General features: G+C 65.8%; 22 protein-coding genes. 20 read left to right on the top strand and 2 right to left on the bottom strand.

Annotated features, from left to right (window positions below):
* Genes WK25_RS08815 through WK25_RS08805 form a run of 3 tightly spaced genes read left to right on the top strand, consistent with a single transcriptional unit; the run spans position 1 to position 2,771 of the window.
* Positions 1 to 894, top strand: a complete 894-nt coding sequence (locus WK25_RS08815) for a peptidoglycan DD-metalloendopeptidase family protein (protein ID WP_040144288.1) — start codon at positions 1 to 3, stop codon at positions 892 to 894.
* A gap of 11 nt (positions 895 to 905) precedes the next feature.
* Positions 906 to 1,991, top strand: a complete 1,086-nt coding sequence (gene rpoS, locus WK25_RS08810; protein WP_069241443.1) for an RNA polymerase sigma factor RpoS — start codon at positions 906 to 908, stop codon at positions 1,989 to 1,991.
* Between the two features lie 3 nt (positions 1,992 to 1,994).
* Positions 1,995 to 2,771 carry a 3'-5' exonuclease gene (locus tag WK25_RS08805; protein ID WP_040144286.1) on the top strand — a complete coding sequence of 259 codons (777 nt, stop codon included), beginning with the start codon at positions 1,995 to 1,997 and terminating at the stop codon, positions 2,769 to 2,771.
* A 27-nt stretch (positions 2,772 to 2,798) separates the two neighbouring features.
* Here WK25_RS08805 and WK25_RS08800 read toward each other — a convergent pair whose 3' ends face one another.
* Complete coding sequence (locus WK25_RS08800) at positions 2,799 to 3,659, bottom strand: endonuclease/exonuclease/phosphatase family protein (RefSeq protein WP_069241442.1); 861 nt, start codon at positions 3,657 to 3,659, stop codon at positions 2,799 to 2,801.
* A 207-nt stretch (positions 3,660 to 3,866) separates the two neighbouring features.
* Here WK25_RS08800 and rlmD point away from each other — a divergent pair, with 207 nt between their 5' ends.
* A complete protein-coding gene (gene rlmD, locus WK25_RS08795; RefSeq protein WP_083252975.1) occupies positions 3,867 to 5,264 on the top strand; it encodes a 23S rRNA (uracil(1939)-C(5))-methyltransferase RlmD in 1,398 nt (465 codons plus the stop codon).
* Between the two features lie 61 nt (positions 5,265 to 5,325).
* On the opposite strand, the gene WK25_RS08790 is transcribed toward rlmD, so the two are convergent.
* Entirely contained in the window at positions 5,326 to 6,024 is a 699-nt protein-coding gene (locus WK25_RS08790; protein WP_069241440.1) for a Bax inhibitor-1/YccA family protein, read from the bottom strand.
* Between the two features lie 250 nt (positions 6,025 to 6,274).
* Here WK25_RS08790 and ndk point away from each other — a divergent pair, with 250 nt between their 5' ends.
* From ndk to WK25_RS08705, 16 genes are all read left to right on the top strand, one after another.
* Positions 6,275 to 6,700, top strand: coding sequence for a nucleoside-diphosphate kinase (gene ndk, locus WK25_RS08785; RefSeq protein ID WP_040144283.1), 426 nt, complete (start codon positions 6,275 to 6,277; stop codon positions 6,698 to 6,700).
* A 55-nt stretch (positions 6,701 to 6,755) separates the two neighbouring features.
* Positions 6,756 to 7,895: a 23S rRNA (adenine(2503)-C(2))-methyltransferase RlmN gene (gene rlmN, locus WK25_RS08780; RefSeq protein WP_040144282.1), complete on the top strand. Its 1,140-nt coding sequence runs from the start codon at positions 6,756 to 6,758 to the stop codon at positions 7,893 to 7,895.
* Between the two features lie 162 nt (positions 7,896 to 8,057).
* A complete protein-coding gene (locus WK25_RS08775; protein WP_040144281.1) occupies positions 8,058 to 9,080 on the top strand; it encodes a helix-turn-helix domain-containing protein in 1,023 nt (340 codons plus the stop codon).
* Between the two features lie 106 nt (positions 9,081 to 9,186).
* Positions 9,187 to 10,491, top strand: a complete 1,305-nt coding sequence (gene ispG, locus WK25_RS08770; protein ID WP_040144963.1) for a flavodoxin-dependent (E)-4-hydroxy-3-methylbut-2-enyl-diphosphate synthase — start codon at positions 9,187 to 9,189, stop codon at positions 10,489 to 10,491.
* Positions 10,492 to 10,512: 21 nt separating this feature from the next.
* Positions 10,513 to 11,853 carry a histidine--tRNA ligase gene (gene hisS, locus WK25_RS08765; protein WP_069241439.1) on the top strand — a complete coding sequence of 447 codons (1,341 nt, stop codon included), beginning with the start codon at positions 10,513 to 10,515 and terminating at the stop codon, positions 11,851 to 11,853.
* Positions 11,854 to 11,908: 55 nt separating this feature from the next.
* The gene (locus WK25_RS08760) at positions 11,909 to 12,538 is read left to right on the top strand and encodes a tetratricopeptide repeat protein (RefSeq protein WP_040144279.1); all 630 of its coding nucleotides are present in this window, start codon (positions 11,909 to 11,911) and stop codon (positions 12,536 to 12,538) included.
* A 39-nt stretch (positions 12,539 to 12,577) separates the two neighbouring features.
* Positions 12,578 to 13,723, top strand: coding sequence for an outer membrane protein assembly factor BamB (gene bamB / locus WK25_RS08755; protein ID WP_069241438.1), 1,146 nt, complete (start codon positions 12,578 to 12,580; stop codon positions 13,721 to 13,723).
* A 247-nt stretch (positions 13,724 to 13,970) separates the two neighbouring features.
* Positions 13,971 to 15,308: a ribosome biogenesis GTPase Der gene (der, locus tag WK25_RS08745; RefSeq protein WP_052111045.1), complete on the top strand. Its 1,338-nt coding sequence runs from the start codon at positions 13,971 to 13,973 to the stop codon at positions 15,306 to 15,308.
* Positions 15,309 to 15,461: 153 nt separating this feature from the next.
* The gene (gene hfq / locus WK25_RS08740; RefSeq protein WP_006399927.1) at positions 15,462 to 15,701 is read left to right on the top strand and encodes an RNA chaperone Hfq; all 240 of its coding nucleotides are present in this window, start codon (positions 15,462 to 15,464) and stop codon (positions 15,699 to 15,701) included.
* A gap of 72 nt (positions 15,702 to 15,773) precedes the next feature.
* On the top strand, positions 15,774 to 16,949 hold the full coding sequence (gene hflX / locus WK25_RS08735) for a GTPase HflX (RefSeq protein WP_069241437.1): 1,176 nt from the start codon (positions 15,774 to 15,776) through the stop codon (positions 16,947 to 16,949).
* A gap of 47 nt (positions 16,950 to 16,996) precedes the next feature.
* On the top strand, positions 16,997 to 18,373 hold the full coding sequence (gene hflK, locus WK25_RS08730; protein WP_040144275.1) for an FtsH protease activity modulator HflK: 1,377 nt from the start codon (positions 16,997 to 16,999) through the stop codon (positions 18,371 to 18,373).
* 15 nt (positions 18,374 to 18,388) lie between these two features.
* Positions 18,389 to 19,288 carry a protease modulator HflC gene (gene hflC, locus WK25_RS08725; RefSeq protein ID WP_069241436.1) on the top strand — a complete coding sequence of 300 codons (900 nt, stop codon included), beginning with the start codon at positions 18,389 to 18,391 and terminating at the stop codon, positions 19,286 to 19,288.
* A gap of 36 nt (positions 19,289 to 19,324) precedes the next feature.
* Positions 19,325 to 19,516, top strand: coding sequence for a DUF2065 domain-containing protein (locus tag WK25_RS08720; RefSeq protein WP_009687995.1), 192 nt, complete (start codon positions 19,325 to 19,327; stop codon positions 19,514 to 19,516).
* Positions 19,517 to 19,614: 98 nt separating this feature from the next.
* Positions 19,615 to 20,763, top strand: coding sequence for an ATP phosphoribosyltransferase regulatory subunit (locus WK25_RS08715; protein ID WP_069241435.1), 1,149 nt, complete (start codon positions 19,615 to 19,617; stop codon positions 20,761 to 20,763).
* A 113-nt stretch (positions 20,764 to 20,876) separates the two neighbouring features.
* Positions 20,877 to 22,223, top strand: a complete 1,347-nt coding sequence (locus WK25_RS08710) for an adenylosuccinate synthase (protein ID WP_040144272.1) — start codon at positions 20,877 to 20,879, stop codon at positions 22,221 to 22,223.
* A gap of 8 nt (positions 22,224 to 22,231) precedes the next feature.
* A complete protein-coding gene (locus tag WK25_RS08705) occupies positions 22,232 to 22,828 on the top strand; it encodes a phosphoribosyltransferase (RefSeq protein WP_040144962.1) in 597 nt (198 codons plus the stop codon).
* The last annotated feature ends 161 nt before the right edge of the window (positions 22,829 to 22,989 follow it).

The following is a 22,989-nucleotide window of genomic DNA, read 5'->3' as shown; positions in this document are numbered from 1 at the left end:
ATGAGTATGTTGCGCGCGATGCAAAACAACCGAACCAGGGAACCGCTCACGTTCGCCCAGCGCGCGATCTGTGTCGCTGCGTTCTCCACGCTGCTGGCCGCCTGTGCGACGCGGCTCGACAACGCGCCCGTCGTCGACCGCTCCGGATCGCTCGGCACGACTGCCGCCGCGCAGCCGGCGGTGCCGCTCGGCCCGCCGCCGCCGGGTTTTTACCGTGTGAAACCGGGTGACACGCTGTACCGGATCGCACTCGAGAACGGGCAGAATTATCGCGATATCGCCGCGTGGAACAACCTGGCGAACCCGAACCAGATCGAAGTCGACCAGCTGCTGCGTGTCGCGCCTCCGGGCGGCGCCGCGGTTGCCGGCGCACAGGTTGCCGCACCGATCGGCGGCGCGGCCGTTGCCACCGCACCGCTCAGCAGCGGTCCCGCAACGCCGGCGGCGGGGTCGCCCGCCGCAGGGTCGTCGTCGGTCACGCCGCCGGCTGCCGCCGCATCGAGCGACACAGCAGCAGCGCCGAGCGGCCCGGTGACGTTCGCATGGCCGGTCCGCGGCCCGGTGCTGAACGGTTTCGACGACGCGAAGAACAAGGGCGTCAATATCGGCGGTACGTCAGGCGAGGCGGTGAAGGCCGCGGCCGACGGCCGCGTCGTCTATTCGGGCAATGGGCTGCGCGGCTACGGCAACCTCATTATCATCAAGCACGATGCAACTTACCTCACGGCGTATGCACACAATCGCGCTTTGATGGTAAAAGAGGGGGACGCGGTAACGAAGGGGCAGAAGATCGCCGAGATGGGTAATAGCGACGCCGACCGCGTGATGCTGCATTTCGAGGTTCGCCGGCAGGGTAAACCTGTCGATCCGCTGAAGTATTTGCCGCCTCAATAACCGAGACGACCATGCCGAAATCGAAGCGCCACGAGCCGCAAGCCGAGTCTGAGAAGATCAGTCGTGCCACGCAAGCATCGGTGGAGCGAGCTGGCGCTTCGACGGACGACGAAGACGACGTCGCGGAAAACGACCGCGATCTCGAGGCACGCGACGCCGAAGCGGACGGCGACGACGAGCACGAAGGCCGGGCGGAAGCCGCGCCCGACGTCGACGATTTCCGCGCATTGCTGCAGGCTGAACTCACGGCCGACACGATCCAGCATTACCTGAACCGCATCAGCGTGAAGCCGCTGCTGACCGTCGAGGAGGAGCAGCGCTATTCGCGTCTCGCGAAGGCCGGTGAATTCGAGGCGAGGCAGGTGATGATCGAGCGCAACCTGCGCCTCGTCGTCAGTATCGCAAAGGGCTATTTGAACCGCGGCGTGCCGCTGCTCGACCTGATCGAGGAAGGCAATCTCGGGCTGATGCACGCGATCGAGAAATTCGACCCGACGCGCGGCTTTCGTTTTTCGACGTACGCGACGTGGTGGATCCGGCAGAGCATCGAGCGCGCGATCATGAACCAGGCGCGCACCGTGCGGCTGCCCGTGCACGTGATCCGTGAGCTGAACCAGGTGCTGCGCGCGAAGCGCCACCTCGAAAAGAATTCGATGTCGACGGGCGAGGCGGCGGAGCGCCGCGAAGCCAGCATCGACGACATCGCCTATCTCACCGGCAAGACCGCCGAGGAAGTCACCGACATCCTCGCACTCAACGAACACACCGCATCGCTCGACGCGCCGCTCGATCTCGATCCCGCGAGCAGCCTGCTCGACCTGTTGCCCGACGACCAGAGCCAGTCGCCCGATGCCGAAGTCCAGCACCGCGAACTCGAGACGCTCACGCGCGCATGGCTGTCGCGGCTGTCGGACAAGCACCGGCATGTAATCGAGCGCCGCTTCGGCCTCAACCACATCGAGCCGGCCACGCTCGAGGAACTGGCGGACGAAATGGGGCTTACGCGCGAGCGCGTGCGGCAGATCCAGCAGGAAGCGCTGGTGCGCCTCAAGCGGTTCTTCGCCTCCAACGGTGTGCGCAAGGACGCCGTTCTGTAACTGATGACACCGATTCTCGTTTTTGACATCGAGACCATTCCCGATGTCGACGGCATTCGCCGTCTGGAAGATCTCCCCGCGACGCTCGACGATGCCGCTGTCGCCGAACATGCATTCGCCGCGCGCCGCGAGAAGACCGGCAGCGATTTCCTGCCGCATCACCTGCAGCGCATCGCGGCGATCTCTTGCGTGTTCCGCGACAACAACGGTTTTCGCGTGCGCTCGCTCGGCACGCCGCAGGACAATGAGGCGGCGCTGATCCAGTCGTTCTACCGCGTGATCGAGAAATACACGCCGCAGCTCGTGTCCTGGAACGGCGGCGGCTTCGATCTGCCGGTGCTCCACTATCGCGCGCTCGTGCACGGGATTCCCGCGACCCGGTACTGGGATCTCGGCGAGGACGATCGCGAATTCAAGTGGAACAACTATATTTCGCGCTATCACTCGCGGCATACCGATCTGATGGACGTGCTGGCGATGTATCAGGCGCGGGCGAACGCACCGCTCGATGCGCTCGCGAAGCTGTGCGGCTTTCCGGGCAAGCTCGGGATGGACGGCAGCCAGGTGTGGCCCGCGTTTCAGGACGGGCGCATCGAGGAGATCCGCAACTATTGCGAGACCGACGTCGTCAACACGTATCTGCTGTATTGCCGCTTCCAGCTGATGCGCGGCGGGCTCACGCCGAGCGAGTATGCGGACGAGATCCTGCTCGTGAAAAACGCGCTGGCGCAGGAGCCCGCGCCGCACTGGGCCGAATATCTGGCCGGATTCGACGCCTAGGCTCGGCGGCGCGTGGCGCGGCCGCACTCAATCCAGATCGAGTTCGAGTATGAGCGGCTGGTGGTCCGACGCGCGCACGTCGCCGTCGATCTCGCAGCGCGTGACGCGCGGCAGCAGCGTATCGGTCACGAACACGAAGTCGCAGGCGAGCGGGCCGTCCGACCACTGGGCGGTATCGTAGACACCGGCCGTCGGCGGCGGCGTGCAGCCCGCGTGCCGGGCGACCCATGCATCGACGAACGACGGCGCGTCGGCGATCGGCTCCAGCAGGCGCCGGTACGCATCGCTGCCGAACGCGCTGTTGAAGTCGCCGCAGATGATCGCGTCGCGCGGCTGGTCGGTTGCGGTGAACGGCCCGGTCGCATTCTCGGCCGGAGCAGGGTGGGCGCCGTGTGCGCATGCTTCGCGGTGTCGCGCGCGCAGCGCATCGACCTGCGCGAGCCGCTGGCGGGCCGAGTAGAACTCGAGGTGTGTCGTGACTACGCGCAGCGCGCTCGTCGATGTCGCCAGTTCCACCTCGACCGCGACGCGCGGCATCGATGGCGTACCGGCGTCTGCCGGCCAAGGCAGCAGTTGGCGCAGCACCCGCGCAACCGGCAGCCGGGTCGCTATCGCGTTGCCGAACTGCCGGCGAGGCGCGCCGGGTTCGAGCGCCGGCAGGTCGGCGCCGATCGCGTCGACGATCGTATAGCCGGGCAGCAGCGCCGCCAGTTCGGCGAACTGGTCGGGGCCTGGCTGGCCGGGCAGCGCGCCGAAGCCGCGCGTGACTTCCTGCATGCACAGCACGTCGAAGTCGCCAAGCAGGCGCGCGGCGGCGATCGTGCGTGCGAGGTCGACGATGCCGTCGGCATCCCGACCCCATTGAATGTTCCAGTCGATCAGTCGCATGGTCGAATCTCTCCAGATTCGCTACGGCGAGCACAACGCGTGCCGCGGGGCGGCGGTGCGCGCTGCGGCGCGCCTCTCAACGATCCATTCTCGCACCGCGCACCGCGACATGCGCGTCGACTCCGCCGCGCGCGCGACGAAAGCGGGCGATGCGGGCTGTCGTCGTCTACAATCTCGCCTTCTTCAACGTTTTGTCAGGAAAAGCTGGTGTCCGAAGCCGTCCCCACTTCTGCGCGCAAATCGAAAAATGCGCCCGTCGCGCCCGGGCCTGCCCCGGTTCTGGAGATCGAATCGCTCGACATGGAAGCGCGCGGTGTCGGCCGCACGGCTACCGAGGACGGCACGCCCGGGAAGGTGATCTTCGTCGAAGGCGCGTTGCCCGGCGAACGCGTCACCTATTCGAGCTACCGCCGCAAGCCAAGCTACGAGCAGGCAACCGTCGTCGACATTCTGCGCCCGAGCGTGATGCGCACGCAGCCGAAATGCAAGTTCTTCGGCACGTGCGGCGGCTGTTCGATGCAGCATCTGGACATGCGCGCGCAAGTGGCGATCAAGCAGCGCGTGCTTGAGGACAACCTGTGGCACTTGTCGAAGCTGCGCGCCGACGCGATGTATGCGCCGATCCACGGGCCGTCGTGGGGCTACCGCTACCGCGCGCGCCTGACGGTGCGCAACGTCGCGAAGAAGGGCGGCGTGCTGGTCGGCTTCCACGAAAGGAAGAGCAGCTACGTTGCCGACATGACGAGCTGCGAAGTGTTGCCGCCGCATGTGTCGGCGATGCTCATGCCGCTGCGCCGGCTCGTCGAGGGTTTGTCGATCCGCGACCGGATGCCCCAAATCGAGCTCGCGGTCGGCTCGACGGTCACGGCGCTGGTGCTGCGCGTGCTCGAGCCGATCAATGCGGACGACGAGGCGCTGCTGCGCGCGTTCGCGGACGAGCACAACGTGCAGTTCTGGCTGCAGCCGAAAGGCCCGGACACGGTGACGCCGTTCTATCCGCTCGACGTGTCGCTCGACTACACGTTGCCGGAGTTCGGCATTCGCATGCCGTTCAAGCCGACCGACTTCACGCAGGTCAACCATCAGATCAACCGCGTGCTCGTGGGCCGCGCGCTGCGTCTGCTCGCGCCGTCGCGCGACGATCGCGTGCTCGACCTGTTCTGCGGGATCGGCAACTTCACGCTGCCGCTCGCGCGCCTGTCGCGCGAGGTGATGGGCATCGAAGGCAGCGAAACACTGACGACGCGCGCGCTCGCGAACGCGCGCGAGAACGGCGTCGACGGCCACACGACGTTCGCGTGCCGCAACCTGTTCGAAGTAACCGGCGACGATCTCCGCGCGCTCGGCGCATTCGACAAGTTCCTGATCGATCCGCCGCGCGAAGGCGCGCTCGCGGTGTCGAAGGCGCTGGCCGAAATCGCGCAGAGTGGCGACGGTCCGCTGCCGAAGCGGATCGTCTACGTGTCGTGCAATCCGTCGACGCTCGCGCGCGACGCGGGCCTGCTCGTGCACGAGGCCGGCTACCGGCTGAAGGGCGCCGGAGTCGTGAACATGTTCCCGAATACGTCGCACGTCGAATCGATCGCGCTGTTCGAGCGCGATTGAGCGGGCGGCAGACGTAAAAAAACCGGCCCTCGGGCCGGTTTTTTCATGATCATGACGAACGTCAGTTGCGGTTGCCGCCGAAGATGCCGAGCAGCGCGAGCAGGTTCGTGAATACGTTGTACAGATCGAGGTAGATGGCGAGCGTGGCCGAGATGTAGTTCGTCTCGCCGCCGTTCACGACACGCTGGACGTCGAACAGCATATAGGCCGAAAAGATCGCGATCGCGAGCACCGACACGGTGAGCATCAGAGCCGGCAACTGCAGGAAGATGTTTGCGACCGATGCCAGCAGGATCACGATCACGCCCATGAACAGCCACTTGCCGAGCCCGGAGAAGTCACGCTTGCTGACGGTGGCGATCGTCGCCATCGCGGCGAAGATGATGCCGGTGCCGCCGAACGCGAGCATGATCAGCGACGGGCCGTTCGAGAAGCCGAGGATGAAGCTCAACAGGCGCGACAGCATCAGGCCCATGAAGAACGTGAAGCCGAGCAGCACGAACACGCCTGCCGCGCTGTTTTTCGTGCGCTCGATCCCGAACATGAAGCCGAACGCGATCGCGAAGAACGCGAGCAGGCTCATCATCGGGCTCGTGGCTGCGAACAGCGAGAAGCCCGTCGCGACGCCGACCCATGCTCCCAGCACTGTCGGCACCATCGACAGCGCGAGCAGCCAGTACGTGTTCCGCAGCACGCGGTTGCGAACCTCCGCGGTGCTGACGGAGCCGCCGCGGCCGAAATTGTACGGATAGTCGTTCATGGTTTCTCCTAACATTGAACGCATGGGCGTCCGGGGCCGGTTCGGCGCGCGCGGTGTGCGGCGCAGCAAACCGGAGCAGCTATGGCTAAGATACGTTCCGTGCCGCTTGGTTTCAATGGCCGCGCGGCGCAAAAACATATGAATTTGGAACCTTTCACCGGCGTAAGGGTTCAATCGCAATGATACACGGGATCGTGCTACAATAGCGGATTCATTTGAACCTGTAACTTCTTAATTTTTTGGAGTTTTTATGGCAATCGAGCGCACCCTGTCGATCATCAAGCCGGATGCGGTGGCAAAGAACGTGATCGGCCAGATCTACAGCCGTTTCGAAGGCGCCGGCCTGAAGATCGTCGCAGCGCGCATGGCACACCTGTCGCGTGCTGACGCAGAGAAGTTCTACGCAGTTCACGCGGCACGCCCGTTCTTCAAGGATCTCGTCGATTTCATGATCTCGGGCCCGGTGATGATCCAGGTTCTGGAAGGCGAAGGCGCAATCCTGAAGAACCGCGACCTGATGGGCGCGACGGATCCGAAGAAGGCGGAAAAGGGCACGATCCGCGCCGACTTCGCCGACAGCATCGACGCGAACGCCGTGCACGGCTCGGACGCTGCCGAAACGGCTGCGGTCGAAATCGCGTTCTTCTTCCCGGAAATGAACGTCTACTCGCGCTAAGCCCTGGCTGGCAACAAGTAGGCAGGATTCAGCGCACGCGGCAAGGCAGCACATCATGACGAGCGAAACTTCCGTCAATCTTCTCGACTTCGATGCCGAGGGTCTTGTCGCGTACTGCGGCAGCCTCGGCGAGAAGCCGTTCCGCGCCAAGCAGTTGCAGCGCTGGATCCACCAGTACAACGCCGGCGATTTCGACGGCATGACCGATCTTGCGAAGTCCCTGAGAGAGAAGCTCAAGGGCCGCGCGTCGATCGGGATGCCCGACATCGTCAGCGATCACGTTTCCGCCGACGGCACGCGCAAGTGGCTGATCGACGTCGGAAACGGCAATGCAGTCGAAACCGTGTTCATCCCGGAAGAGACGCGCGGCACGCTGTGCGTGTCGTCGCAGGCTGGGTGCGCGGTCAACTGCCGGTTCTGCTCGACGGGCAAGCAGGGTTTCTCCCGCAATCTGTCGACAGCCGAAATCATCGGTCAGCTCCGGATGGCCGAATTTGCATTGCGTGCGTCGCTCGGTCGCGCGCCCGGTCCGAACGGCAAGGCCGAACGGGTCGTCACCAACGTGGTGATGATGGGCATGGGCGAGCCGCTGCTGAATTACAACGCGGTCGTGCCGGCGATGCGGCTGATGCTGGACGACAACGCGTACGGCTTGTCGCGCCGCCGCGTCACGCTGTCGACGTCCGGCGTCGTGCCGATGATGGACCGTCTCGGCGCCGAACTGCCGGTCGCGCTCGCCGTGTCGCTGCACGCGCCGAACGATGCGCTGCGCGACGAACTGGTGCCGCTCAACAAGAAGCATCCGCTTCGCGAGCTGATGGCCGCGTGCGAACGCTATCTGAAAGTCGCGCCGCGCGATTTCATTACTTTCGAATACTGCATGCTCGACGGTGTCAACGATACCGAAGCGCATGCGCGCGAACTGCTGGCCGTCACGCGTGACGTGCCGTGCAAGTTCAATCTGATCCCGTTCAATCCGTTCCCGGAGTCGGGCCTCATCCGCTCGAAGCCGGAGCAGATCAAGCGCTTTGCACAGGTTCTGATCGACGCGGGTGTCGTCACGACCGTGCGCAAGACGCGCGGCGACGACATCGACGCCGCATGCGGGCAGCTGGCGGGCGCGGTGAAGGACCGCACGCGCCTGGCGGAGCGGACGGGCGCAGCAGCAAAGATCATCGAAGTCCGGGCGATTTGACGGGGCGGCCTTCGGCCGCGGATGCCCGGACTTTTGGCGGTACAACACGCGAATAGCGATCGGTCGCGGCGCCTCGGCGCCGCGCATGGTATGGACAGTTGCGGGTGTAACCGGCGGGAGCCGGCGGCGCCCCAGTGAAGAAGAATCGACGCGAGGACAAGGATGAGTGAGCCGCAGCCGACCAACGGCGCAGAGACGAATGCCGCGCAGCCGGCATCGGCGGGACTGGAAACGCTGGCGGCTGTCGGCAGCCGGCTGGCGCAGCTCCGGGAGGCGAAGGGCTGGACGGTCGACGACGTATCGGCGCGGCTCAAGGTTGCTCCGCCGAAGTTGCGCGCGCTCGAGGCAGGCGACATCAGCCATCTGCCCGGCGTGACGTTCGCGCTCGGCGTCGTGCGCAGCTACGCCAAGATGCTCGGCGTCGATCCGGAGCCGTTCGCGCAGGCGTTGCGCCGCGAGCGCGGCGTGCCGGAAGTCGACCTGTCGATGCCCGCCTCGTCGGGGACGGATTTGCCGCGCGGCCGCGTATCGATTCCGCTCGGCGGCTCATCCGGTCACCATCCGTGGCTGTGGGGGACGGCGATCGTCGTCATCGCGGTGATCGCGGTGCTCATGTGGCACACTGGCGGCGATTCGTCGAGCTGGCTCGCGCGCTTCAAGGGCGGCGACGCCGGCCATGCGTCCGCGGCGAGCGCGCCGGCGGCGTCCACCGTCGACGAGGCGGCTGCGGCAGGTGCGTCGACGGCAGTCGGTAACGTTGCGCCTGCCGCCGCGCCCGCGCAAGTTGCGGCGTCCGGTGCGGCGCCGCAGGTCGTAGCATCGGCAGCGCCGGCGCCCGTGGTCGCGGCACCCGCATCGCAGCCCGTCGTCGCGGCGGCCGAAGCGGCGAGCACAGCCGTCGTGCCGGCCCAGCCCGCAAGCGTCGCGGTGGCGGCAGGCCAGTCGATGATCGAACTGAAGGTCAAGCAGGATTGCTGGTTCAGCGTGCGCGACAAGAATGGCAAGGAGCTGTTCTCGGCGCTGGTGCGGGCCGGCGAGACGAAGCAGGTCGCGGGCGACGGGCCGTTCAAGGTCACGATCGGCAACAAGGCCGGCCTCGATACGGTCGCGTTCGACGGAAAACCCGTCGATCCGGCAAAATATTCGGCAGCGCGGGGTAACGTGGCGCGGTTCACGTTGCCCTGACGTCAAGCGCCGTGGCGCGGGCCTGTCCTGGGCAGGCCGCAAGGGCACGGCGCTTTTTCAATTCATGCGCCGCGTCGCGGCGCATTCCGCGTAAATGGATCTATCGATGCAATCCGAAGCTCAATCCCCACGCAGCAGTCAGATTTGTTCAACCGAGCCGGTGTTCGGCGGACATCAGCCGCGTCGTGTGTCGCATGCGGTGAATGTTCGTTGGGGCGGACAACTCGTGACGATCGGCGGCGATGCGCCGGTGCGCGTGCAGTCGATGACGAATACCGATACGGCCGATGCAATCGGTACCGCGATCCAGATCAAGGAACTCGCGAATGCGGGCTCCGAGCTGGTGCGCATCACGGTCAACACGCCGGAAGCCGCGGCGGCCGTGCCCGCGATCCGTGAGCAGCTCGACCGGATGGGCGTGACCGTTCCGCTCGTCGGCGATTTCCACTACAACGGCCACCTGTTGCTGCGCGATTATCCGGGCTGCGCGGAGTCGCTGTCGAAGTACCGGATCAACCCGGGCAACGTCGGCCAGGGCGCGAAGCGCGACACGCAGTTCGCGCAGATGATCGAAGCCGCCGCGAAGTACGACAAGCCGGTGCGGATCGGCGTGAACTGGGGCAGCCTCGACCAGGACCTGCTCGCGCGGATGATGGACGAGAACGCCGCGCGTGCGCAGCCGTGGGATGCGCAGAGCGTGATGTACGAGGCGCTGATCCAGTCGGCGATCGGCTCGGCCGAGCGTGCGGTGGAACTGGGTCTCGGCCGCGACCGGATCGTGCTGTCGTGCAAGGTCAGCGGCGTGCAGGACCTGATCGCCGTGTACCGCGAGCTCGCGCGCCGCTGCGGCTTCGCGCTGCACCTCGGCCTGACCGAGGCGGGCATGGGCTCGAAGGGCATCGTCGCGTCGACTGCCGCGCTCGGCGTGCTGCTGCAGGAAGGGATCGGCGACACGATTCGCATCTCGCTGACGCCCGAACCGGGCGCGCCGCGCACCGGCGAGGTGATCGTCGGCCAGGAGATCCTGCAAACGATGGGCCTGCGCTCGTTCGCACCGATGGTGATCGCGTGTCCGGGATGCGGCCGTACGACCAGCACGTTGTTCCAGGAACTCGCGATGCAGATCCAGACCTACCTGCGCGAGCAGATGCCGGTCTGGCGCAAGGAGTATCCGGGCGTCGAGAAGATGAACGTCGCGGTGATGGGCTGCATCGTCAACGGTCCGGGCGAATCGAAGCACGCGAACATCGGCATCAGCCTGCCCGGGTCGGGCGAGAATCCGGCCGCACCCGTCTTCATCGACGGCGAGAAGGTCAAGACGCTGCGCGGCGAGCGGATCGCCGAGGAATTCCAGCAGATCGTCAGCGACTACGTCGCGCGCAACTACGGCCGTACCGAGGCCCTGAACTAAATTCGTCCACACACACGAACGATGACTGAACAGAAACGCAAGATCGAGAAACTCACCGGCGTCAAAGGCATGAACGACATCCTTCCGCAGGATGCCGGCCTGTGGGAGTTCTTCGAAGCTACCGTGAAATCGCTGTTGCGCGCGTACGGCTACCAGAACATCCGCACGCCGATCGTCGAGCACACGCAGCTGTTCACGCGCGGCATCGGCGAAGTCACCGACATCGTCGAGAAGGAGATGTACAGCTTCACCGATGCGCTGAACGGCGAAAACCTGACGATGCGCCCGGAGAACACCGCGGCCGTCGTGCGGGCCGCGATCGAGCACAACATGCTGTACGACGGCCCGAAGCGGCTGTGGTACATCGGTCCGATGTTCCGTCACGAGCGCCCGCAGCGCGGCCGCTACCGCCAGTTCCACCAGGTCGGCGTCGAGGCGCTTGGCTTCGCGGGCCCGGATGCGGACGCCGAAATCATCATGATGTGCCAGCGCCTGTGGGACGATCTCGGGCTGACCGGCATCAAGCTCGAGATCAATTCGCTCGGCCTCGCCGAAGAGCGCGCCGCGCACCGCGTCGAACTGATCAAATATCTCGAGCAGTTTGTCGACGTGCTCGACGAGGACGCGAAGCGCCGCCTGTATACGAACCCGCTGCGCGTGCTCGACACGAAGACCCCCGCGCTGCAGGAAATCGCGCAGAACGCGCCGAAGCTGATCGACTTCCTCGGCGACGAATCGCGTGCGCATTTCGAAGGGCTGCAACGCCTGCTGCTCGCGAACAACATTCCGTTCAAGATCAATCCGCGTCTCGTGCGCGGCCTCGACTACTACAACCTGACCGTGTTCGAGTGGGTGACCGACAAGCTCGGCGCGCAGGGCACTGTCGCGGCCGGCGGCCGCTACGACCCGCTGATCGAGCAGCTCGGCGGCAAGCCGACTGCCGCTTGCGGTTGGGCGATGGGCATCGAGCGCATCCTCGAACTGCTGAAGGAAGAGAATCTCGCGCCGGAGCAGGAAGGTGTCGACGTATACGTCGTGCACCAGGGCGAGACGGCGCGCGAACAGGCGTTCATCGCGGCCGAGCGTCTGCGCGATACGGGCCTCGACGTGATTTTCCACTGCAGCGCCGATGGCGCGCCGGCGAGCTTCAAGTCGCAGATGAAGCGGGCCGATGCGAGCGGCGCCGCGTTCGCGGTGATCTTCGGCGAGGAAGAGGTCGCGAACGGCACGGTGGGCGTGAAAGCGTTGCGCGGGTCGGGCCAGGAAGGGGAAAAGAACGTTCAGCAGACCGTACCGGTCGAAAGCTTGACCGAATTCCTAATCAATGCGATGGTTGCATCCGCCGAAGACGGCGACGACTGATCGCGCTGGCATTCGCTCGACAAGAAAAGCCTGAAAAGGAAGGAATCGCTCGCCGATGAGTTATCACGACGAACAAGAATCGATTGAAAGTCTGAAGGCGTGGTGGGCCCGCTGGGGCAACCTGACCACGTGGATCGTGCTGGCGGCGCTCGTCGTCGCGGCCGGCTTCAACGGCTGGAATTACTGGCAACGCCGTCAGGCCGCGGAGGCTTCCGGGTTGTACGAACAGGTGCTGAAAGCCGCCGCCGCGAACGACAAGGCGACGATGGCCCGCGCGGCCGCCGACATGGAAGACAAGTTCGGCCGCACGCCGTATGCACAGATGACCGCGCTCGCTGCCGCGAAGACGCTGTACGCAGCCGGCGACGCAGCCGGCGCGAAGGCGCAGCTGCAATGGGCGGTCGACCACGCGAAGGACGACGAATACAAGCAGATCGCGAAGCTGCGTCTCGCATCGCTGCTGCTCGACGAGAAGGCGTACGACGCGGGACTCGCGCTGCTGTCCGGCACGCCGGTCGATGCATTCAAGGGCCTCGTGGCAGATCGCCGCGGCGATCTGCTGGCCGCGCAAGGCAAGACCGACGATGCGCGCGCCGCGTACAAGCTCGCGCTCGACGGCCTGTCGCAGGACGACCAGTCCGCGCGTCAGCTCGTACAGTTCAAGCTCGACGCGCTCGGCGGCTGATTCCGGCCCCCTCAACCTCTTAACTTGCTTCGCTAACCGATGAATTTGCTGAAACGTTACGCTGTGCCCGTAGCCTGCGCGGCGGCTGTCCTGGCATTGGCGGCCTGCTCGTCGTCGAAGGACGCGCGCCGCGTGCCGACGCCGCTCACCGAGTTCAAGCCCGTCCTCGACGTGCAACAGGTCTGGAAGGCGAGCGTCGGCAAGGGCGGGCGCTATCTGTTCTCGCCGGTGGCCGTGGGCGACGCCGTTTTCGCGGCGGGCGAGAACGGTTCGGTCGAAAAGATCGACGCGAAAACGGGGCAGACGCTGTGGCGCACGAAGGTCGGGTCGGACCTGTCCGCCGGTGTCGGCAGCGACGGCAATCTGACCGCGGTCGGCGCGCTGAAGGGCGGCGTGTTCGTGCTCGGTCCCGACGGCAAGCAGCTGTGGAAGACGAGCGTTCAAGGCGAGATCTTCTCGCCGCCGCTCGTCGGCAACGGCCTCGTGATCGTGCGTACGATCGACGGCCAGGTGATTGCGTTCAATTCGCAGACGGGCGAGCAGAAGTGGAACTACCGCAATCGCGCGGTGCCGCTGAATCTGCGCGTGTCGGCCGGCATGACGTTCGCCGGCGATGCGGCCGTGCTGGCGGGCTTCCCCGGCGGCGGCCTCGTCGCGATCAACCTGCAGACGGGCGAGCCGTTCTGGCAGACGCCCGTGTCGTTCCCGAAGGGCGTGACCGAAGTGGAGCGCATCAACGACGTCAGCGGTCCGCCGACGCTCGTCGGCGCCGAAGCGTGCGCGGTCACGTTCCAGGGGCAGCTCGGCTGCTTCGACGCGAACTCGGGCCGTCCGCTGTGGGAAAAGCCGTTCTCGAGCCGCAGCGGTCTCGCACAGGACGATTCGGTTGTCGCCGGCGGCGACGACTGGTCGGTCGTGACGGCCTACGACGCGGCGAGCGGCAACCAGCTCTGGCGCAACGACAAGCTGAAGAGCCGCGACGTCGGCGTGCCTTATCTGCTTGGCCACGCGGTCGTGATGGGCGACTACAAGGGCTTCGTGCACTTTCTGTCGCGCGAAGACGGCAGCTTCATCGCGCGGATGAAGACCGACGGCAGCGCGATCACCGCGGCGCCGGTCCTGGCGGGCAATACGCTCGTCGTGCAGACGAAGGACGGCGGCCTGTACGGGTTCCGTCCGCGCTGACGCGCACGCAACAGGTGCAATCGCGGCGGAGCGGGCGGGGCCCGCCGGCCGTGATCGTGCGACATGAAGGCGGCCGGTGTTCCCGGCCGCTCGGTATTTGAAAGGCAGTTCGCAACGAAAGACGACGGCGCGCAACGCGCGCCCGGCGCGCGCATCCGGCGCGGCGCGAAATCGTGATATTTTCATTCAGCGCAGCCGCCCGCAGCAGCGGGCCTCCCGCTGCTGCGCATCACCGTAGAAAACACAGATGAAACCGGTCATTGCCCTCGTTGGGCGCCCCAATGTGGGGAAATCCACGCTGTTCAACCGGCTCACGCGCTCGCGCGATGCGCTGGTCGCCGACTTGCCGGGCCTGACGCGCGATCGCCATTACGGCGAGGGGCGGGTCGGCGCGCGGCCGTATCTGGTCGTCGATACCGGCGGCTTCGAACCCGTCGCGAAAGACGGCATCCTGCACCAGATGGCGCGCCAGACGCGGCAAGCCGTCGAGGAAGCGGACGTCGTCGTGTTCATCGTCGACGGCCGCAACGGGCTCGCGCCGCAGGACAAGTCGATCGCCGATTACCTGCGCAAGACCGGCCGGCCGATCTTCCTCGTGGTCAACAAGGCCGAGGGGATGAAGTACACGGCGGTCGCGACCGACTTCTACGAACTCGGCCTCGGCGACCCGCGCGCGATCTCGGCCGCGCACGGCGACGGCGTGACCGACATGATCAACGAGGCGCTGGAAGTCGCGTACGCGGGCCAGCCGGAAGAAGCGGACGAGGACGATCCGTCGCGCGGCATCAAGATCGCGATCGTCGGCCGCCCGAACGTCGGCAAGTCGACGCTCGTGAACGCGCTGATCGGCGAGGACCGCGTGATCGCGTTCGACATGCCGGGCACGACGCGCGATTCGATCTACGTCGACTTCGAGCGTAACGGCAAGAAATACACGCTGATCGACACCGCGGGCCTGCGACGCCGGGGCAAGGTGTTCGAGGCGATCGAGAAGTTCTCCGTCGTGAAGACGCTGCAGTCGATCTCGGATGCGAACGTCGTCATTCTTCTGCTGGATGCGCAGCAGGACATATCCGATCAGGACGCGCACATCGCCGGCTTCGTCGTCGAGCAGGGCCGCGCGCTCGTGATCGGCGTCAACAAATGGGACGGCCTCGACGACCACGCGCGCGATCGTGCGAAAGCGGATTTGACCCGCAAGCTGAAATTCCTCGATTTCGCGAAATCGCACTACATCTCGGCCGCGAAGAAGACCGGCATCGGCGCGCTGATGCGCTCGGTCGACGACGCGTATGCGGCGGCGATGGCGAAACTGCCGACGCCGAAGCTCACGCGCGCGCTGATCGAAGCAGTCGAGTTCCAGCAGCCGCGCCGTCGCGGCCCGGTGCGTCCGAAGCTGCGTTATGCGCACCAGGGCGGCCAGAATCCGCCGCTGATCGTGATCCACGGCAACGCGCTCGATGCGGTGACGGAAACGTACAAGCGTTACCTCGAAAACCGTTTCCGCGAAACTTTCTCGCTGACCGGGACTCCATTGCGCATAGAGTTCCGTTCGTCGAACAATCCGTACGCGGACAAGGGCTGAACACGCCTGCTACGCACGTCCCACAAGGGATAGGCCGCATGGCCCATGCCGGGGCGGGGCAGGCAAAATCGGCTATAGTGTAGCGATTGGCGCCGGATCTCTTTTTCTTCGTCGCCAATCCAGATCAACCTGCAAAAAAAGATGGAGTACGCCATGAGCAACAAAGGGCAATTGTTACAAGACCCGTTTTTGAACGCACTGCGCAAAGAGCACGTTCCCGTTTCGATCTATCTCGTCAACGGCATCAAGCTGCAAGGGAACATTGAATCGTTCGACCAGTACGTCGTGTTGCTCCGTAATACGGTGACCCAGATGGTTTACAAGCACGCCATCTCGACGGTCGTGCCGGCGCGCCCGGTGAATTTCCACCCGGACGCGGAAGCCTCGTCCTAACCCATCGCAGCGGCCGGCATCCGGTCGCCGCGAGCGACCGATGCCAGCCGCCTCATCTTGACACCCGATAATATGATCAACGCAGCGCTCGTCGGCATCGATTTCGGCAAGACCGATTTCGAAGCCAGTCTCGAAGAACTCAGCCTTCTTGCCTCCAGTGCGGGAGCCCGTCCCGCCGTCACCCTCACGGGCCGTCGCGCCAGTCCCGATGCCAAGATGTTCATCGGCAGCGGCAAAGCCGAAGAACTGCGGCTCGCCTGCGACGCGCACAACGTCGAAATCGTCATCTTCAACCACGCACTGGCACCGGCTCAGCAGCGGAATCTGGAGCAGGCGCTTAACAGGCGTGTGGTCGATCGCACGAGTCTGATCCTCGATATCTTCGCTCAGCGCGCCCGCAGCCATGAAGGCAAGCTGCAGGTCGAGCTCGCGCAGCTGCAGTACCTGTCGACCCGGCTAATCCGCGCGTGGACCCACCTGGAGCGGCAAAAGGGCGGTATCGGCCTGCGCGGCCCCGGCGAAACGCAGCTCGAAACCGACCGCCGGCTGATCGGCGAGCGCATCAAGATGCTGAAGTCGCGGCTCGACCGGCTGCGCCGGCAGCACAGCACGCAGCGTCGCCAGCGCGCACGCAGCGGCACGATGTCGGTGTCGCTCGTCGGCTACACGAACGCGGGCAAGTCGACGCTGTTCAATGCGCTGACGAAAGCGCAGGCGTACGCGGCCGATCAGCTGTTCGCGACGCTCGATACGACGTCGCGGCGCGTGTACCTCGGCGACGAGGTCGGGCAGATCGTCGTGTCCGACACGGTTGGGTTCATCCGCGAACTGCCGCACCAACTGGTTGCAGCGTTTCGCGCGACCCTCGAGGAGACGATCCACGCGGATCTGCTGCTGCACGTGGTCGACGCGTCGAGCGCAGTGCGGCTCGAGCAGATCGAGCAGGTCAACGGCGTGCTGCACGAGATCGGCGCGGACACGATCCGGCAGGTGCTCGTGTTCAACAAGATCGACGCCGTGCCGGAGCTGGCAGCCCGCGGCGACGCGGTCGAGCGGGACGAGTATGGTAATATTTCGCGCGTCTTTTTGAGCGCGCGCACCGGTCAGGGTCTCGACACGTTGCGTGCCGCCATCGCCGAAATCGCCTCCGCGGAACACCTCTCCGGCGCGACGTTGCCCGACGACGCGCTCGACGGCGCACCCGCAGAACCGCACGAAGACCACACGATTTCCGAACACGGGCGCTAACCGGTCCCGGCCGGTTCGCCGGCGTCCAATCTGGTGAACAAACTCTGGTGAACGAATACAACGAGCGGAGTACCTGGCGGCGGATGCGCGCCTTGCTGTCGATCAACGATCCCCGCTGGGGGCGTGGTGATGGCAAGGGCAACGACGGATCCCGTCCGCGTGCGAACGAATCGAAGCGTCCGCCCGGCGGCGACGGTGACGGCCCGCCCGATCTCGACGAGATGTGGCGCAACTTCAACCGGCGTCTGAGCGGCCTGTTCGGCGGCAAGGGCGGCAACGGCTTCCGGCCCGATAATGGCCGGGCCGCGCGCGTCGGCGTCGGCATCGTGATCGGCGTGCTGATCGCCGTATATGCGGGCAGCGGGCTGTTCGTCGTGCAGGACGGCCAGACGGGCGTCGTGCTGCAGTTCGGCAAGTTGTCGGGCACGGTAGGCCAGGGCGTCCACTGGCGCGCGCCATATCCGTTCGCGTCGCACGAGATCGTCGACACGTCGCAGGTCCGTTCGATCGAGATCGGCCGAAACAACGTCGTGCGTCTCGCGAACGTGAAGGAAGCGGCGATGCTCACGCGCGACGCCGACATCGTCGATGTGCGTTTCGTCGTTCAGTACCGGATCCGCTCCGCCACCGATTACCTGTTCCGCAGCGTCGATCCCGAGCGCAGCGTGTCGCAGGCCGCACAGGCTGCGGTGCGCGCGATCGTCGGCACGCGCAGTGCAGCCGACCTGCTGAACCAGGATCGCGACGCGCTGCGCGAGCAGCTATCCGCCGCGATTCAGCGCGATCTCGATCGCTACCAGTCCGGGCTCGAGGTCACGGCCGTCACGATGCAGAGCGTCACGGCGCCCGAGCAGACGCAGGCCGCGTATGCGGAAGTCGCGAAGGCGCGCGACGAGCGCGAGGCTGCGAAGCGGGCCGCGCAGGCCTACGCGAACGACCTGCTGCCGAAGGCGCAGCGCGATGCGGCGAAGCTCGCCGACGACGCAAATGCGTATGCGCAGCGCGTGGTCACCGAAGCCGAAGGCGACGCCGAGCGCTTCAAGCAGGTCTATGCGCAATATTCGAAGGCGCCCGCGGTGATTCGCGAGCGGATGTACCTCGAGACGATGCAGCAAATCTATTCGAACGCGACGAAGGTGTTCGTCGGCAACAAGGGCGGCAACAGCGTCGTGTACCTGCCGCTCGACAAGCTCGTCGAGCAGGGGCGGCAAAGCGCCGCGAATGCGACGGCCGCGACGAATGCGGCGAATGCGACGGCAGCCGCTGGCGCAGCCGTGCCCGACCAGTCATCGGCGCCAGCTGCTGCCGCGTCAAGCGCGCCGGCGAGCGCGGCTTCGGCTGCCGCGGCGCCTGCACCGGGCAGCGACGTGCTGCGATCCCGCGAAGCGTTCCGCAGCCGCTCGCGCGAAGACGATACGAAGTAACGGGGAGCGCAGAACATGAACCGAATCATTGCGCTCGTCGTCGCAATCGTGATCGCCGCGTTCGCGGCGTCGTCGACCGTGCTGAGCGTCGATCCGCGCCATATGGCCGTGCTGTCGGGGCGCGACGGCGCGCAGCCCGAGCTTGCCGGCCCCGGCATCCATTTCAAGCTGCCGCCGCCGTTGCAGACTGCGACGCTGATCGATACGCGCCTGCAATCGCTCGAATCGCCGGATCCGTTGCAGGTGGCGACCGAAGACAAGCACGATCTGCTCGTTGCGTACGCGGTCAAGTACCGGATCAGCGACCCGATGAAGTACTTCACGGCGACGGGCGGCGACCCGGCTGCTGCTGCCGAGCGGCTGGCTGCCGCGCTGAAGTCCGCACTCGGCGACGCGTTCGGCAAGCATGCGCTCGACGACGCGCTCGGCGGCCAGCGGGAGATCGCGAATGCGGCCCGCGATGCGGTGCGCGTACAGGCGTCGGGCCTCGGCGTCGACGTGGTCGACGTCCAGTTGACGCGTATCGACCTGCCCGCTGCGCAGACGGACGCCGTGTATCAGCGGATGATTGCCGCGCTGCGCGATCAGGCCGCGAAGGTGCGTGCCGACAGTGCGGCCGACGTCGAGCAGATCAAGGCCGACGCGGAACGCGAACAGCAGGCGGTGCTCGCGAATGCGTACAAGTCGGCGCAGACGATCAAGGGCGAGGGCGACGCGAAGGCCGCGTCGATCGCCGCCGACGCGTTTGGCCGCGATCCGCAGTTCTATCAGTTCTACGCGAGCCTGCAGGCTTACCGGAATACGTTCAAGCGCAACGACATCATCGTCGTCGATCCCGACAGCGAGTTCTTCCGTTTCATGCGCAGCCCGACGGGCGGCGCCGCACCGGCGGCGCCTGCTCCCCGCAAACACTGACCTTGGGGCGCCGCGACGAGCGGCGCCGTCGCTCGCATGGATCTGGCTGGCTCGTTGTTGCTCGCGGTAGCACTGATGCTGATCATCGAGGGGGCGTTCCCCTTCGTGTTTCCCGTCGCCTGGCGCGACACGTTTCGTAGAATAGCGGAGCGGCCGCCGCATCATATCCGGATCGGCGGGCTCATCGTGATGGCGCTCGGGCTCGTCCTGCTGCTGCTTGCCACTTGATCGGACGGCGCACCCGCCGTTCGTTCCGCCCGATTCCGATTTCCGATTCATTTGCGGCGCGTGTGTCGCGCCCTGTTTCCCGTCGTAGGACCGTACCGATGTCGACCTGGTTACTTCCCGAGAATATCGCCGACGTACTGCCGTCGGAAGCGCGCAAGATCGAGGAGCTGCGCCGCAGGCTGCTCGACCGCTTCCGTTCGTACGGCTATGAAATGGTGATGCCGCCGCTGCTCGAATACCTCGAGTCGCTGTTGACGAGCGGCGGCGCCGACCTGCGCCTGCGCACCTTCAAGCTGGTCGACCAATTGTCGGGCCGTACGCTCGGGTTGCGTGCGGACATCACGCCGCAGGTCGCGCGCATCGACGCGCATTTGCTGAACCGTCAGGGCGTGACGCGTCTTTGCTACGCGGGGCACGTGATGCATACGCGCCCGCGCGGCCTGCATGCCACGCGCGAGCAGATCCAGATCGGCGCCGAAATCTACGGCCATGCTGGGCTGGAAGCCGATCTCGAGATCCAGCAGCTGATGCTCGACGCGCTGCACCTCGCGGGGCTGTCGCGGATCCGCCTCGATCTGTGCCACGCGGGCGTGCTCGCGGCGCTGCTCGCGCGCGACGCGCAGGCGGCCGAGCGCGGCGAAGCGCTGTACGACGCACTGTCGGGCAAGGACGTGCCGCTGCTGAGTGAACTGACCGACGATCTCGGCGCGGACACGCGCGCGGCGCTGCGTGCGCTGCCGCAACTGTACGGCGACGCAAGCGTGCTCGACGAAGCGCGCGCACGCCTGCCGGTGCTGCCCGAGATCACGCGCGCGCTGGACGACCTCGCGCAACTCGCGGTCCAGGCGAAGGGCGTCGAAGTGGCGATCGATCTCGCCGATCTGCGCGGCTACGCTTACCACAGCGGCGCGATGTTCACGGCCTACATCGACGGCGTGCCGAACGCGATCGCGCGCGGCGGCCGCTACGACCACGTGGGCCAGGCCTATGGTCGCGCGCGGCCGGCGACGGGCTTCTCGCTCGACCTGCGCGAGCTCGCGCGGATTTCGCCGGTCGAGGCGCGCGGCACCGCGATACTTGCCCCGTGGGCGCAGGACGATGCGCTGAGCGCAGCCGTCGCGGCGCTGCGCGATGCGGGCGAGGTCGTGATTCAGGCGTTGCCGGGACACGACCACGTGCTCGACGAGTTCGCGTGCGACCGTTCGCTCGTCGAGCGGAACGGTGCATGGGTGGTCGAACCCCGTTAATCAGGCGTTCGCGGGCCGTCGTTTGACGTGCATATCGTTGAAGCGAAACGGAAAAATTCGGAATCGCCCGCGAACATAGGTAGAATACGTTTTTAACCAGCTAACGAATCAACATGTCTGCCAGCGCAGTGAACGTGACTCCCGGGCGCAATGTCGTCGTCGTGGGAACGCAATGGGGTGATGAAGGCAAGGGCAAGATCGTCGACTGGCTGACGGACCACGCTCAGGGCGTCGTGCGTTTCCAGGGCGGTCACAACGCCGGCCACACCCTCATCATCGGCGGCAAGAAAACCATCTTGCGCCTCATTCCGTCGGGCATCATGCGTGAAGGCGTCGCCTGCTACATCGGCAATGGCGTCGTTCTGTCCCCCGAGGCACTGTTCAAGGAAATCGGCGAGCTGGAAGAAGCCGGCGTGAACGTGCGTGACCGCCTGTTCATCTCCGAAGCCACGACACTGATCCTGCCGTACCACATCGCGATCGACCAGGCGCGCGAAGCGCGCAAGGGCGCGGGCAAGATCGGTACGACCGGCCGCGGCATCGGCCCCGCGTACGAAGACAAGGTCGGCCGCCGCGCGCTGCGCGTGCAGGACCTGTTCGACGCAAAGACTTTCGCCGACCGCCTGCGCGAGAACCTCGATTTCCACAACTTCGTGCTGACCCAGTATCTCGGCGGCGCGGCCGTCGATTTCCAGGCCACGCTCGATACGATGCTCGGCTATGCCGATCGCCTGAAGCCGATGGTGGCCGACGTGTCGCGCCGTCTGTACGACGCGAACAATGCCGGTCAGAACCTGCTGTTCGAAGGCGCGCAGGGCACGCTGCTCGACATCGACCACGGCACCTATCCGTTCGTCACGTCGAGCAACTGCGTCGCGGGTGCGGCGTCGGCGGGCGCCGGCGTGGGTCCGCAAAAGCTGAACTACATCCTCGGCATCACGAAGGCGTACTGCACGCGCGTCGGCTCGGGCCCGTTCCCGAGCGAGCTGTACGATGCGGACAATCCGCAGCGTCAGGACCAGGTCGGTGTCACGCTCGCGAACGTCGGCAAGGAATTCGGCTCGGTTACCGGCCGTCCGCGCCGCACCGGCTGGCTCGATGCGGCGGCACTGCGCCGCTCGATCCAGATCAACGGCGTGTCGGGCCTGTGCATGACGAAACTCGACGTGCTCGACGGTCTCGATGAAGTGAAGCTGTGCGTCGGCTACAAGGTCGACGGCAAGGACGTGGACATCCTGCCGCGCGGTGCGGTCGACGTCGCGCGTTGCGAACCGGTGTACGAAACGTTCGCAGGCTGGAAGGAAAGCACTGTCGGCATCAAGACGTGGGACGCACTGCCGGCGAATGCGCAGGCATACCTGACCCGCGTCCAGCAAGTGGCCGGCGTGCCGGTCGACATGATTTCGACGGGCCCGGACCGCGACGAAACGATCCTGCTCCGCCATCCGTTCAAGGTCTAATGTTCAGCATGACGCAGCAAATCACGATGACGGCGGCAGACTTGATGACCGATCCGCGCAACGACGACAAGAACCTGTGGGTGGGCTGGGACGAATACCATCGTCTGATCGAGTTGCTCGCGCTGCAGGTGCATGAATCCGGCTGGAAGTTCGACCAGATCCTGTGCCTCGCACGCGGCGGCCTGCGCGTCGGCGACCAGCTGTCGCGCATCTACGACGTCCCGCTCGCAATCCTCGCGACGAGTTCGTACCGCGAAGCGGCCGGCACCGAGCAGGGCGAGCTCGACATCGCGCAGTACATCACGATGACGCGCGGCAACCTCGCAGGCAACGTGCTGCTGGTCGACGATCTCGTCGATTCGGGCGTCACGCTCGCGCGGGTGCAGGAGCATCTGAAAGAGCGCTATCCGTCCGTCACGGCCGTGCGCTCGGCTGTGCTCTGGTACAAAGGTTGCTCCAAGGTGAAGCCCGATTACCATACGCAGTACTTGCCGACGAATCCGTGGATTCATCAGCCGTTCGAAGAATGGGACACGGTGCGTCCGCACAACCTCGAGGCATGGATCAAGCGCGGTCGCGCGCAGCGCGACGGCTCGGGCGCGTAAGCGGCCAGCCTCGATCGAACGAAAGCCTTGTACGGCGCCGCTTGCGGCGCCGTTTTCATTTGCGCCGCCCGCTGCGGCGATCGGCGGCGGCGGTAGGCAGACGGAGCGGGCCCGGCTATGATGGCAGCCCTGCCACAGCTCGCGCGTGATTGCATGCGCGG

Source organism: Burkholderia latens (assembly GCF_001718795.1).
GTDB classification, from domain to species: Bacteria; Pseudomonadota; Gammaproteobacteria; order Burkholderiales; family Burkholderiaceae; genus Burkholderia; species Burkholderia latens_A.
Note: the sequence above shows the minus strand (reverse complement) of the source record. Positions and strands in the feature narration are given on the sequence as shown.

Coding starts and splice junctions, on each gene's coding strand:
- WK25_RS08720 (WP_009687995.1), top strand. CDS start 19,325: ATGGATCTGGCTGGCTCGTTGTTGCTCGCGGTAGCACTGATGCTGATC.
- ndk (WP_040144283.1), top strand. CDS start 6,275: ATGGCAATCGAGCGCACCCTGTCGATCATCAAGCCGGATGCGGTGGCA.
- WK25_RS08775 (WP_040144281.1), top strand. CDS start 8,058: ATGAGTGAGCCGCAGCCGACCAACGGCGCAGAGACGAATGCCGCGCAG.
- hflX (WP_069241437.1), top strand. CDS start 15,774: ATGATCAACGCAGCGCTCGTCGGCATCGATTTCGGCAAGACCGATTTC.
- WK25_RS08805 (WP_040144286.1), top strand. CDS start 1,995: ATGACACCGATTCTCGTTTTTGACATCGAGACCATTCCCGATGTCGAC.
- WK25_RS08705 (WP_040144962.1), top strand. CDS start 22,232: ATGACGCAGCAAATCACGATGACGGCGGCAGACTTGATGACCGATCCG.
- hfq (WP_006399927.1), top strand. CDS start 15,462: ATGAGCAACAAAGGGCAATTGTTACAAGACCCGTTTTTGAACGCACTG.
- hflC (WP_069241436.1), top strand. CDS start 18,389: ATGAACCGAATCATTGCGCTCGTCGTCGCAATCGTGATCGCCGCGTTC.
- WK25_RS08790 (WP_069241440.1), bottom strand. CDS start 6,024: ATGAACGACTATCCGTACAATTTCGGCCGCGGCGGCTCCGTCAGCACC.
- rpoS (WP_069241443.1), top strand. CDS start 906: ATGCCGAAATCGAAGCGCCACGAGCCGCAAGCCGAGTCTGAGAAGATC.
- WK25_RS08715 (WP_069241435.1), top strand. CDS start 19,615: ATGTCGACCTGGTTACTTCCCGAGAATATCGCCGACGTACTGCCGTCG.
- der (WP_052111045.1), top strand. CDS start 13,971: ATGAAACCGGTCATTGCCCTCGTTGGGCGCCCCAATGTGGGGAAATCC.
- WK25_RS08815 (WP_040144288.1), top strand. CDS start 1: ATGAGTATGTTGCGCGCGATGCAAAACAACCGAACCAGGGAACCGCTC.
- WK25_RS08760 (WP_040144279.1), top strand. CDS start 11,909: ATGAGTTATCACGACGAACAAGAATCGATTGAAAGTCTGAAGGCGTGG.
- hisS (WP_069241439.1), top strand. CDS start 10,513: ATGACTGAACAGAAACGCAAGATCGAGAAACTCACCGGCGTCAAAGGC.
- rlmN (WP_040144282.1), top strand. CDS start 6,756: ATGACGAGCGAAACTTCCGTCAATCTTCTCGACTTCGATGCCGAGGGT.
- WK25_RS08800 (WP_069241442.1), bottom strand. CDS start 3,659: ATGCGACTGATCGACTGGAACATTCAATGGGGTCGGGATGCCGACGGC.
- bamB (WP_069241438.1), top strand. CDS start 12,578: ATGAATTTGCTGAAACGTTACGCTGTGCCCGTAGCCTGCGCGGCGGCT.
- WK25_RS08710 (WP_040144272.1), top strand. CDS start 20,877: ATGTCTGCCAGCGCAGTGAACGTGACTCCCGGGCGCAATGTCGTCGTC.
- ispG (WP_040144963.1), top strand. CDS start 9,187: ATGCAATCCGAAGCTCAATCCCCACGCAGCAGTCAGATTTGTTCAACC.